Origin of the sequence: Enterococcus sp. DIV2385 (genome assembly GCF_051711925.1) — a bacterium.
GTDB lineage: Bacteria > Bacillota > Bacilli > Lactobacillales > Enterococcaceae > Enterococcus > Enterococcus faecalis.
The window spans coordinates 2,363,055-2,375,958 of sequence record NZ_JBIONV010000001.1 but is presented as its reverse complement, the minus strand read 5'-3'; the positions used below and the strand labels follow the sequence as shown (position 1 = coordinate 2,375,958).

The 12,904-nt window shown below is 33.0% G+C and carries 12 protein-coding genes and 1 pseudogene; all 13 read left to right on the top strand.

The window, feature by feature from the left end:
* Positions 1-3: 3 nt before the first annotated feature.
* Positions 4-444 (top strand): hypothetical protein, encoded by a 441-nt coding sequence (locus IGM04_RS11505; RefSeq protein WP_010710100.1) that lies wholly within the window; start codon positions 4-6, stop codon positions 442-444.
* A 287-nt stretch (positions 445-731) separates the two neighbouring features.
* Positions 732-2,015: a replication initiation factor domain-containing protein gene (locus tag IGM04_RS11500; RefSeq protein ID WP_033596696.1), complete on the top strand. Its 1,284-nt coding sequence runs from the start codon at positions 732-734 to the stop codon at positions 2,013-2,015.
* A 17-nt stretch (positions 2,016-2,032) separates the two neighbouring features.
* A complete protein-coding gene (locus tag IGM04_RS11495) occupies positions 2,033-2,257 on the top strand; it encodes a hypothetical protein (RefSeq protein ID WP_033596694.1) in 225 nt (74 codons plus the stop codon).
* The gene (locus IGM04_RS11490) at positions 2,221-2,832 is read left to right on the top strand and encodes a hypothetical protein (RefSeq protein WP_033596692.1); all 612 of its coding nucleotides are present in this window, start codon (positions 2,221-2,223) and stop codon (positions 2,830-2,832) included. Before IGM04_RS11495 ends, IGM04_RS11490 begins: the two co-directional genes overlap by 37 nt.
* Before the next feature lie 123 nt (positions 2,833-2,955).
* Positions 2,956-4,953, top strand: a complete 1,998-nt coding sequence (locus IGM04_RS11485; RefSeq protein WP_179142598.1) for an isopeptide-forming domain-containing fimbrial protein — start codon at positions 2,956-2,958, stop codon at positions 4,951-4,953.
* Between the two features lie 3 nt (positions 4,954-4,956).
* Positions 4,957-5,685, top strand: a complete 729-nt coding sequence (locus tag IGM04_RS11480; protein ID WP_086318203.1) for a class A sortase — start codon at positions 4,957-4,959, stop codon at positions 5,683-5,685.
* Between the two features lie 13 nt (positions 5,686-5,698).
* Positions 5,699-6,250, top strand: a complete 552-nt coding sequence (locus IGM04_RS11475; RefSeq protein ID WP_086318204.1) for a hypothetical protein — start codon at positions 5,699-5,701, stop codon at positions 6,248-6,250.
* Positions 6,247-6,714, top strand: a complete 468-nt coding sequence (locus IGM04_RS11470; RefSeq protein ID WP_002380870.1) for a hypothetical protein — start codon at positions 6,247-6,249, stop codon at positions 6,712-6,714. The genes IGM04_RS11475 and IGM04_RS11470 overlap by 4 nt, the downstream gene beginning before the upstream one ends.
* Entirely contained in the window at positions 6,695-7,681 is a 987-nt protein-coding gene (locus IGM04_RS11465; protein WP_085382910.1) for a conjugal transfer protein, read from the top strand. The genes IGM04_RS11470 and IGM04_RS11465 overlap by 20 nt, the downstream gene beginning before the upstream one ends.
* The gene (locus IGM04_RS11460; protein ID WP_081115960.1) at positions 7,681-7,905 is read left to right on the top strand and encodes a hypothetical protein; all 225 of its coding nucleotides are present in this window, start codon (positions 7,681-7,683) and stop codon (positions 7,903-7,905) included. The genes IGM04_RS11465 and IGM04_RS11460 overlap by 1 nt, the downstream gene beginning before the upstream one ends.
* Positions 7,906-7,913: 8 nt before the next feature.
* Positions 7,914-8,303: a conjugal transfer protein gene (locus IGM04_RS11455; RefSeq protein WP_002394253.1), complete on the top strand. Its 390-nt coding sequence runs from the start codon at positions 7,914-7,916 to the stop codon at positions 8,301-8,303.
* A gap of 21 nt (positions 8,304-8,324) precedes the next feature.
* Positions 8,325-10,829 (top strand): annotated as a pseudogene (locus IGM04_RS11450) (ATP-binding protein).
* Between the two features lie 15 nt (positions 10,830-10,844).
* Positions 10,845-12,896, top strand: a complete 2,052-nt coding sequence (locus IGM04_RS11445; protein ID WP_033596685.1) for an ATP synthase F0 subunit A — start codon at positions 10,845-10,847, stop codon at positions 12,894-12,896.
* Positions 12,897-12,904: the final 8 nt, after the last annotated feature.

Sequence of the window (12,904 nt, the reverse complement as noted above, 5' to 3'; positions counted from 1 at the left end):
AGCATGTTTTCATTTGATGAAGTAATTTTAGCGTTAGATAATGCTATTTCTTTAAAAACTTTGAAGAATTGGGCAAATAAAATTGAAAAGTTAACTGATGTCCAATTTGTTCGCCAATATGCTAAAAATAAACAAGGCAGAAATTACTCGTATAAAGTTTTTAGTGGGAATCAAATTGAACAATTTAACGAATTAGTTCAATTAAGGAAACAAAACGTACCGTTAGAGCAGGCAATGATTGAGGTATTTATGTCTGTAGAAGAAAAAGAAAAACGACAAGTAATTACTATTGCAAAAATAGATTTTGAAGAAAATAAAGCAACAGTGAAAGAACTAATTGATTTAGTAAAAGATGTCTTGTCGGATAATGCAGAGATAAAAAAACGACTGAAAGTTCTAGAAATGAAGCAAGGAATAGCAGGAGAGCAGACTAGAAGTTGCTAGGGATTGTTGCGTGATTTGTAGATAGAATAGGGGCGGCGCCCCAAGGCGCCCGCCCCTATTCTATCGTTAACAAAAGTAGCAACGTATATCCCAAATACTTCTAGTCGTGAGGTGGGCTTGTCCCACCTCAAAAGTTTCTACCCCCGTTTTATAACATGGGGGTAGAATTTAATATACCATATAAAAAAGTTACTTAAACGCTATGTCCCACAAGGGATTGAGCGATTATAATTTTGTCACATTTTTCGACTAAAGTTGTCACATTTTTTGGAAGTAGGTTTAAAGCAGTGAGAGGTGTTGATTTAAAGCGGTATAGAAAAGAGCTAAAATTAAAACAGCAAGAATTGGCAAGTAAATTAGGAATTGAGCGTTCGTTAATTTCAAAAATAGAATCTGGAAAACGTGTTATTTCTAAAGAGTTAGAACAAAAGATTATTGATGTGTTGAACTTAGATGGTGGGCACGCTTCGGTAGAAGCAAAAATTGACTTTTTAAGAATACGATTTAAAACATTAGATGTTCGGACAGTTATTGAGAAGTTGTTGCACATGGATATGAACTGGTTTACTTATGAACCTAGAGGGTTTTATCATTATACAGAAACATTTTCATATAGCTCTATTCGGATTTTTCGGAATCCAGAAAACGTTAATATGGGAATTATGTTGGACTTGTCTGGTGAAGGTTGTCGGCAACTAGAAGAAATTTTTGAAGAGGATAACAATAGATCGTGGACAGAATTTTTTCGCTCTCTTTATGATGACGATATTTTCGGTCAAGGTATTTTGGTAGATACAAAAATTACACGAATTGATATTGCTCTTGATGAATTGATTGTGAAAGGACAAGAAAATTTTGATTTATATGTTTTGAAAGAAAAAATGGAGCAAGGGCTTGTAGATACTACATTTAAGAATTTTGATTTTAGTGGGGGCTTTGCTTATGAAAATAAAAAAATGGTAAATAAAGGTTTGTCTCTTTATTTTGGCAGTCGTCAATCGCCATTATATTTTAACTTTTACCAAAAAGATTACGAGTTAGCAAGAAAAGAAAGTGTAAGTGTTGAGGAAGCAAGAGAAAAATATGAAATTAAAAATCGATATGAAATTCGCCTTTCAGATGAAAAGGCGTTTTTGTTTGTAGAATATTTTCTATCAAGCAGTGAGTCGTTAGACTGGTTAGTGAAAGAAATTATTAATCAATCTTTGACTGTATATGACATTGAAGATGATATGAAGGTCTATTGTAAATCTTGGTATGATGTTGTTGATAAATTGGAAGGCTTAAAATTATCTATTCAAGGTGAAAAACCGTCTATTGAAAAAACACTTCGGTGGTTATCAAATTATTTAGCCCCTTCATTAAAGATGATTAAAGAGATTGATAATCTGTTAGGAACAAATGAGCTGATGGAACGTATCGATTTAGCAGAACTAAAGGAGAAACACGAGGAAATTATTGAAATGGTGTGTGTTGATGCGAAAGATTTATTGTTTAATACTAATCAAAATAATAGTGTTCGGTCTTATATGGAACAAGAATTTGATTTAGAAGAAGCATATCCATTTTAAAGATTAAGGGGGGATATATGGATACAATTGATTTATTGCTAATTACTTTTGTTTTAGTAGTACTTAATTTTGAGATATTTATTTTTTCACTCTATTCGATGAGAAAGAGAAAAAAGCTAAATAATGGTGATGAAGAATTTAGAAAACGTTCTGATGCTGATTCTTTATTAATAGATAATATTGTAGTTGAAAGGAGTTTATGTATATGGGCAGAGAATGTATTAAACAAAACACTAAAGTAGCAATTACTATTACTGGGAAAATGAAACAAACTAGAAATGACATACAAAAAACAAAAGAAAAAATAATTCAATTAGATAAACAAGGAGAATTGATTATTCCTTATTTAAAAACAGTCTTTGAAAAGCTTTTAGAATCTAATGAAGAACTTTTAAAAGAAATTTCAAGATATAGTTATACTTATGTAGCTTATGAAGAATTAATGACGGTTAAAGAGAAAGCAATTTGGGAAGAATTTTTTAGTGTAAAAAAAATATATGATAAAGAGCTTTCAGAATTTTCTAGTTTTAAAGATAAATATAAATATTTTGAACCTAAAAACAGTGAAGAATTAAAACAACAAGCTCGAGTATTGTTAGAAAAGAAAGGGTATATTGTTGACAGTCCATTTGAAGGTGATTTTGAAAGATGGATTGGGGTTTACGCTAGACCAAAGGATAAACCAACTTATTTAGATCCAACGGATGGAGAAGAAGTTGGATTACAAGAAGTGTATAGTGTAGATGGATTTAAACAAGACTTTGCAGAATGGTTTGAAGGAGAAATTGTGGAAGGTAAAGTAAAAGAGATGCTTTAAATTTTTCAAATGCTAGGTGTTTTGTTGAAAACAGAACGTGCACCTTAATATATTTAATTGAATGAATCTGTGATGATGCGATAGAAATTATTCTGTGGCTATTTTTTATACAAAAAAATAATAATGAAAAGAGGAAATATTTTGAAGAAAACAACGATTATTCAAGGATTAGCAACAACAATCATTTTAGCAGGCATGGCAATGCCAATGATGGTTCAAGGGCAAGAAGGCGGACAAGTTCCACAAACAGTGAGAGCCGACTTTTTTCAACGTGCAAATGCAAGCTCTAACTCAATCATTAATGCGCCGAACGCTTCTGTGGTAACACCAGATGATGAAGCTGGTTCAAAATATAGTTTTATTGCAAAGTTTATTAAAGGTGTCACTACGGTTGAAACAGGTGGTGATGGGTGGACGAATGATGTTTACGTTAATATGCCTCCGCAAAAATGGGATGGGAAAATCGGTCTTGATGTAACGAAAACGAAGAAAGGACAATCGTGGATTCGTTACAACAATGTAGGTACAGCTGATGATGGGACACCAATTGATTTAAAAATTACCATTCAAGATTGGGAACAATATAAAAATGCACAAAATATGGTGTCAAATAATATTGTTGCTTTTAACAATGTATCCGCAATTGCAACCTACCAAGGTGGTTTCTCATGGGTGAAACAAACATGGACGTACCTAGAACATGGCACAGACAAAGAAAAGCCAGTTTCAGGCTACTATTCATGGATTGATATTGATAATTTACAAGGAATGACGATTGACAAAGATTCGTACAAAGCAATCGATAAATTGTACGTACCAACGAAAGATACAATTGTTAAATATAAAGAAGAAAAAGACGGTGGAAAAACTTTTTACGATTCTGACGATATTCCATTAGATGATGGTGACAATCGTGGTGATTTTACGTTCTTGTATTCTAATCGTTCTCGATTTGATTTTACGTACAGTGAAGATTTCGCGACACGTGAAAAGAATTCAGGGAATCCATTACCGCCAAAAAATAATAACCAGTATAGTTATTTTGGCTATAGTGCCAAAAAACCAGTTCGGACAGCGCCGATGATTCCTACTAAAACGGTGACAGATAGTGATGAAACAAATGTTGATAAAAATACGTTAGAAGGATTAGGCGAAGTATATAGCTATACGATCACACATAAAGTTCCTGATGAAATGAAAGAATTTTATTATAGCAACTATGAAATGCAAGACGAACTGATTCCTGAATTGGAACGTGTGTCTGATGTGAAAGTCACGGACGAAGCAGGAAAGGACGTTACCAATAAATTTGAAGCGAAGCATGAAGGCAATTTAGTACGTATGGTTGCAAAGGCTGACATATTAAAAACAGCGGATTTCTATAATCACGAATACAAATTTAATTTCCAAACAAAAATTCGTGAAGGTGCCAGCTTAGATAAGTACCTTATTGATGGCAAGTTACAAATTCCAAATAAAGCAAAAATTATCCAAAACAACAAAGAAGTCCCAACTGATGAAACAACAACCACTGTCACACCAAAAGACCCGTCTATCGCGAAGAAAATCCTTGAAGGTGATAAAGAAGTGGATTTGACCAGTGCCAAAGTGGGCGATGAAGTAACGTTCAAATTAGATGTGCAAGTACCAAACACCAAAGATATGACTTCTTTAGTCATTCAAGATGATTTAGAAGATGTTTTAGAAGCGAATAAAGAAGTGAAAGTCACTCTTTCAGATGGGACAGATATTACGGATCAAGGAAAAATTAGTGTTGATGAAAAAACACAAAAAGTTTCTTGGGCTGCCAATGAACCAAACAAATTAAAAGAAAAACAATTGTTTGTGTACATTAAAGGGAAATTGAAAGACGCAGATTTTTCTCAATATGTCGATGATAAAGGGAATATTATGATTCCAAACGTGGCACAATTGGTGATTAATGATGAACCGACAGATTCTAACAAAGTAAATGTTACAACTCCACAAGAAAAACCAAAAGTATTGCCAAATACTAATATGGATTTTGGAACAAGTGCAGGTGTAGCTACAGTGATTGCAATTTCATTAATTGGTGTGGTCGTAGCAGTGAAACGACAAAAAGATAGCAAAGAGGGCTAATTAATGAAAAAATGGATTGAAAAAAACAAATATTTTGTTGGAGCAATTGGAGTTATTCTCATTGCTCTTTTTTCATTCCTTCTTTTTGAAAACCAACAAAAAGAAGAAGTGAAAGAAGCTATAAATACAGTGGTATCAAGTGGCTTAGAGGAAGCGGAGAAGCCAAAAAAACATGTAGAGACAAAATCTAGTGAAACTGTTCAAAGTAATCAAGTAGATGTTATTACTGGTACGGAAGCACAAGAAGAAACACCTATTCCAACAGTGATTTCTTTAACCGAAGGCGAACGTCCGTCTGTTAAAACGATTCAAAATGCCCAAGAAAATTTTAATGAAGTGTCGGATTCTGTTTTAGGGTCTATTGAAATTGATTCTATTCAATTAAAATTACCTATTTTAATGGGTGATAGTTTTGACAATATGCTTTATGGAGCGTGTACTGTTTTATCAAAACAAACGATGGGAAAAGGAAATTATGCTTTAGCTTTTCACAATGCTGGGTATGAAGGATTACTTTTTACCTCGTTAAATAAAGTTTCTGTAGGAGATTTGGTCAAACTTAATGATCGTGAAGGACATTCGTTCATATATAAGGTAAAAGAGCAAAAGCATGTTGATATGACTGATACAACTATGTTGAATCTAACAAGAAAGCCAACATTAACTTTAATAACTTGTGACCAAGCCACAAAAACAACAGGAAGAATTATTGTGATTGCGGAATTAGTTTAGAGGAGGGAAAAAGTTGGTTGAAAAAATAAGGGAATTGTCAAAAGAAGAATTTGTCAATCAGTACATGTTTGATTTTAAGTCATTAATTTTCAAATCCAATAATCCTGAAAAAATAACAGCTAAACAAGAAAAACTCTTGGAATGTGAAAAGAAAATCGCTGTATTATTTTATGAAACATATAGACGAATGAAGGGGTATCCGCCTGATGAAAAAGAACTGGGTAGGATTGTTCAAAGAAATTTTCTTGACCGTTTAAAGTTATTTCGAGTGGAATATGATGTGATTAGTGAAGAAAAATTTTGTGGGCTACACGTAAAAATGGTCAAACAGCAAATGCCATTAGAAAAGTATCGAGCAGATGATTTATCTTATATTTTAGGACGAGAAAAGAAGGTGGCTGCTAATTATTTTCTCACACATGATGATTTTCCTATGGGTTATGAAGAACTAATGATAAATCGTTCTAAAAAAGCAGTTACGCAGGGATTGGAAGAGTTAAGGGAAGAATTTATGGAAAGATACCATAAATATTACAGAAAAATGGAAAGGAGTTGTATTTTATGAATCAAAATATTATGCCAATTTTTAGAGAGCATAGTAAATTTTACCAAAAGTATTCAAATGTACCAGTTCCTGAAATGCTTCGATTGCATGGATTCATAGTTGATGAGATGCCAATTGATGAAGCAGATATTGTTTATATGGAAGAATATAAAAATTCTTTATTTAAAATGGGGATTATTATTGATGAAGCGCCTTTTAAAAAGGAATTTGTTGCGCAATACGTTTTTCATGGCGGTATAACTAGTTTGATTGCAGAAGGTCAATACTTGAGAAAGCCTAACGGGGATAAAATGTACAATTCGTATTATTTTTATTTGTATAAAGAAGGCTTTCAAACACATAAGGGGCATGTTAGAGAGAGAGTTTATGTTGAAAAAGCGATTAAATCTACTTTTTTAAAAACGTTTGAAAGTTGTTTGGGCTTATTAAGAGTAGGAGGGGAATATGAATTTAAAGAAAATTAAAAAGAAAGAGAAGAAAGAAAAAACACCAAAGGTTAAAACTTTTTCTCAAAAGAAAGCGAATCGGGTTGTGTTAATTGGCGCTAGTGTTTTACTGGTGATGTCAGGAGTTGGTGCGCTTCGAGCCAATGTGATGGCAAGTAATGTAGATAATTTGTATTCAAAAGTGGATACATTAAGTGAACAATCAAAAAAAAATAAAGTTGATAGAGAGGAGCTTGATTATTCAGCCCTCTCTTTTTATGTCGAAAATTTTGCGAAAGAGTATTTGAATTATAACTCGAAAGCTAGTGATGAAGCGAAAAAGGCTCGTATTGATCGATTATCTAAATATTTATCATTAGATGTAAAAAATGTTGATGAAACAGAAAATCTACAAGGGAATGTCTTACGTACGTTTAAAAATACGTCTTTATCACGTATAGAGAAAATGGAAGATTGTTATTTGGTTTATCTAAATGTGAATTATGAATTGGAGAAAGATAAAAAGACTGAAAATGTGACACAGAATATGGTTTTACCAATTCAAGTAAAAGACAATTTGTTTTCAATTGTAGGACGTCCTTATTTTGTAGCAAGTAGTTTACCACAAGGGAAAACAGTACCTCTAAAACAGACAGAAAATTCAGTAGATGTTGATGGGAAAGAAAAACAATCTGTAGAGAAATTTTTAAAGATGTTTTTTACAAAATATTCAGTTGGGAACAAACAAGAATTAATGCTGTTAATGAAAAATCCAACAACGACAGCTGGTCAAGACTCGTTTGTTTCAATAGATTCTGGTGATATGAAATTTTTTGATACAAAGCAGAAAGACGTAACAGGGGTTCAAGTATCAGTTACTTTTTCAGATAAAACAACAAAATTAACGCATACAGAGGATTTTTCGCTTTGGTTATCTAAAACGGAGAATTCTTATTTTATTAATACGATGAAACATTACTTTACAGAGAAAGAAGGAAATGACTAATGAATACAGGAAATTTGAGTAATTTTTTAAGTACAAGTTTTATTACAATTATGGCGGCTGGTGTAATTATTTTGATTCTAAAACACTGGAAAGGTGCTGAATGGGCAAAAATTGGTTCAGTAATTGTCATTGCCTTAATCTTACAGGATTTTGCGACGAATCAAGGAAAAAATATTTTTGCAGTTGTTAAATGGGTATTAAGTTTAGTTGGAATTAAGATGTAGGTGAGTATATGAAATATTACGATTATTCGAGGGGCTTAAAAGCCCCTTATTCAATGCAAGTTATTAAGTCGCCTAAAGGTCAAGTGGTATGGGTATTTGCACAACCTGTTAGCCTATCCTATCTCCTAATTCTATTCTTAGGGATTGTGTTAACTGGTTTGTTTTGGAAAGAAGTACCATTACCACAAATTTTAGGAATTAACTTAAATTTGTTAATCATGGTATTGGTTCCGAATAAAGTTGCTCGTTGGTATTCCGAAAAGGAATTCGAAGGAAAAACAGGCTTTGGTTTTTTAAAAGATGGTTTTGTCTATGTGAAAAATTATGTGTTAGATAGTAGGCCAATTGTAGCTTTTGAACGAGTAAAAGAAATAGAAGAGTTTTCGTTTAAACGATAAAAAATAAAAAAGAGTGTGAATATGCAACTAGAATATCCATTAACGAATCATATGAAAGGAAATATTGTTTTAACACAAGAAAAAACAGCGATAGCTTACTATCGTGTTCGCTCTGAAACCGTCATGTTGACTGATGTTGAAAAGAAATTAAAAACGAAAAGGAAAGTTGCTCGTGCGTTAAATCGTTTAAAAGCAAATGATGGATTTGAAATTAACCTTTTGCCAGTTAATGCCGACATTCGAGGGAAAATGGGTGCTATGCGTTCTTTAATTGATTCTAGTAATTATGAAGTAGGCGTAGATAAATTGATGAAAACGGCAATGGTTTTAGAACAAGAAATGGGCATGGTTTACGAATATACATGGGTAATTGGTGTACCTTTAATCAAGAAAGATATCGCTGTTGATTTAAAAGAAACCGTTACTAACTCAATTAGTAACGTATCGGAAAAGTTTGTCAAAGGCTTAGGTTTTGATGTAGAGCTAGCAGAAGATTGGGAAAAAGATTATCGAGAGCAAGAATTAGAGGTTTACCAAAATCTATCTGAATTGTTAATTGAACGATTAACAGAAGATGAATTGTATTATTACCAAGCGTACCAATTCTTGAAAAATATTCCTCATGAGCGACAAGATGTTCTTTCTAGTCAAAATTTAGATAATTTAATGGCAACAAAAATTAAACCATTATTTGGCGGTGGATTGCATTTGAATTGTGATTATGGCGAAAGCTATATATCCTATCTTCCAATGGGAGATGTAGGTGTTTTTCTTGATGGTAATCATTTTTTAGAGGTCGTTCAAAAAATGCCTTTCCCAGTCGAAGTGAAGATTCAAGCGACTTTTGCAGAAAGTAAAGGGCAATTAGCACTGTCTGGGCGTTAGTCACGTGCAAGAACCCGCACTAAGAATATCATGCAGGAAGCACACTTAGCTGGTTCTAAACAAAAACGAAAGATTGTTGAAGGGCAATTATCACTTGACGATTTAGACCAAAAAATTGATGATGGTGTGGATATTATTGACTGGAAAGCAGTGATTGTTGTTAGTGGTAGCACGAAAAAACAAATGCGTGCAAGAAAAAAATATTTAATCAATCGTTTTGATAGTTTAGATATTCCACTTATTAAAGCAACGTTTGATAATCCTTATTTATTTCAATCAACCTTATTTGGTAATTTTATCCGCATGCAGACTTCTCGTTGGCAACACACGTCAACGATTGAATCGTTTGCCGAGTTGAATTTCTTTACTTCACTTCATGCAGGTACGAAGTTAGGCTTTTACCTTGGACGAGTGGATACAACTTTGGAAGAAAAAGAAGATAGAAAATCTATTATTTCTAGTTCAAAAAATCTAATTTTTATGAACATGCTATTAGCAAATAAAGAAGGGGTTGATGGAAAGAAAACAAACAACCCACATTGGGCGCTTACAGGTGATACTGGGAATGGAAAATCAGTGACGGCTAAAACCTTATTTATGCAAATGGCACTTTTAAAAGACAGAGTGTTATACATTGATCCAAAAAAAGAAATGCGAAAGCAATTTATGTACACAATTAATGATCCTGAATATCAAAAGAAATATCCTTTAGATGTTGATTTTGTGAAGTCCTTTAATTTCGTCACTTTAGATGTTCGTGATACGAAAAACCATGGCGTGCTTGACCCGATTGTTTTATTTGATGAAACAGAAGCGATTGCAACAACTAAAGCAATGTTAACCAATATATACGAAGGAACATGGAATTTAAAGCAAAAAACAGAAATTAATGAAGCGATTGCGAAAGTTGTTTTGGAACGGAAAGAAGGCAAAAAGGTTGGGTTTTGGCATGTAATTGAGCGATTAGTGGAAAGTGAAATTTCTGACGTGAAAGATATGGGTAGATTTATTTTGTCGACTGTTAAAGGTTCAGTTTTAGAATTAGCTTTTTCTCATGGTGATGTTGAGGGTCTATCATTCGATAAGAAAGTAACAATTTTAGAAATTGAGGACTTAGACTTACCAACTGATAAAAATGAAAATTTAGATGAAAATAAACGTCTTTCTGTTACATTGATGTTTGCTTTAGGAACGTTTTGTTCGAAGTTTGGTTCAAGAAATCCAAAAGAAGAAACAGTGACGTTCTTTGATGAATCTTGGATTTTTCAATCTTCGCCAGAAGGTAAAGCGATTTTAAAATCAATGAAACGTATTGGTCGTTCGTTTAATAATTTCTTAGTATTGATTACACAATCAACAAACGATTTAGATGATAGTGAAGATGGTACTGGTTTTGGAACAGTGATTTGTTTTGATGAAGTTCAAAATCGAGAAGGTGTTTTGAAATATCTCAATTTACCAGTGAACGAAATTAACATGAAATGGGTCTCAAATATGGTTCAAGGTCAGTGTTTAATGAAAGATATGTTTGGTCAGACTAATCGAATTGTTGTTCATGTTATTTTTGAAGAATGGTTGGAACTATTCAAAACCGTTGATGATACAGAAGCTTCTAAAATGGAGAACCGCTTTGTTGCATAGGAAGGAAGTGAGAATGTGCAGTATCTAATTGACAGTTATAGTGCCTATACGGTTGATGGTGGTTTGTTGGATAAAGGGTGGCAAGTAGTGAATTGGTTCTTTGTAGATATACCATTCTTTATCTTACGAATGTTTGCTTCTTTTTTCCTTTTTTGTGAGAACGTCTTAAACCAATCTAGTTTCTTTGAAGGAAAACAAGAAACGGTATTGAATATGTCAAAAGATGTTTTAAGTGGCTTTGGTGGCAAGGGATTTAGAGGTGGTTCTTTACTTGCATTAGCGATTCTTATTAGTGCATATTATCTGCTTTATCATTTCTTTTCCAGTCGTAGAAGCTTTTCAAAAGTATTCCTTCATTATTTAGCAGTTGTTGTTTTGTTTGGTTTTTGGTTTGGCTCTGTATCAACGTCAACAGGCACAACAAGTGGCTCAACGTTCTTGATTCAATCAACTAACGCAATTGCTAAAGGAGTACAAAGTACGTTTACCACAAGTGCCAATTTAGGAACAGAAGGTTCTAAAGATGGAGAAGTATATCAAAGTCCAATTTTTGATGCCACAGTAAAACAAACATTTAATTTTGTGAATAGTGGTTCGCTAGATGGGAAAATGGAGAATGGTAAAAAGTTAGACGAAAGTAAACTACTAGAAAAACCTAAATTGTCTAAAAAAGAAAAAGCAAAATTTGAGGATGAAAGAAGTACCTATATAAAAAATAATGAGAAAGATAATCCATACTTCGCACAGGACGGAGCAAAAACAATGGAAAAAGCTTTTGGCGTTGGTGTGGGTTTAGTCAATTTAGCAGTCTTAGCAGTGCCTGTCACGTATATTAATATTATGCTCAATGTAATTCAAATCATTGTTGATTTACTCATTCTTGTTTTTCCGATTATTGCATTAGTTTCCTTCTTCCCTCGGTGTCAAATGATGATGTTTAAATTTTTTAAATCATTAATTGGCATTTTATTTTTACCTGTAGTTTTCGGTATCTTTTTGTCTGTGTTATTTTGGATCAATAAGTTAATTGACCAAGCATTTTTAGGATTGATGGATAAAGTAAGTAGCAGTTTATTAATGGTGATGTCTGGTGGTGTTTTTCTTTTAGGCACATTAATTGTTACTGCATTGGTGAAAATTATTTTGTATCGGAAAATTTGGAAAAGCAGATATAAAATATTATCATTCTTTTCTGATGGTCAAGTTCAACAACCTTCTTTTGAATCAAAAATGAATGAAAAAACAAAAGAAACGGTTGAGCGTACAGGTGAAATTGGTGTTGGAGCAGTAAAAGCAGGAATAGCTGCTTCCACTGGAAATTTAGCGTTGGCTGCTGATGGTGCTAGTCATTTAATGCCAAAACATGACAAGGCGTTGAACTTAGCTAAAGACCATTTTATTGACGATAATGGGCAATTTGCTGGTGTTAGAACAGGATTGAATTCATTATTGAATCGTTCTACTCAAGAAGAACAACAACCATTTAAAGACGATATGTTGCCCGAAGAAGAAATTGCGGAAGTAGAAGAGCCAACCAATGTTGATAATGAGGAATTAGAAGAAATAGAAGATAAAGCTTTAACTGATGAAGTGGATAATTTTGAAGATTCAACAGATGATGAAGCGGATAATTCTTTAGAAGAATTTGATGTTCCTGTATTAGATGAAAATGTATCTGATTTTGATACTGATACTTCTTTAGCTGATGAAAATAATATTGAATTAGAGCCAATTATTGAAAATGAACTTGATAGTTTAGATTCAAGTGTAGAATCAAGTGAAAATGATAGAGAAGAGCCAATTCAAGAACTTGATGAGCAAGAAATAGCGGACAATTTGAATGTTAGGGTTGATAATTTCGATGAGTTGGCATTTGCTCGTGAAGAACGTGCATTTTTTGATGGTAGAGAGGATAGCGAATTAATCACAAATAACAATGATTCATTAAATAACGTTTATTCATTTTACCAAACAGAAGAAAACTTCAATAATTTAGAACAAACAGAGGAACAATTTTTTGATAGTGTGAACACGGAAGAATATAATTTTGATGTTGTAGAGGGCTGATGAATGAT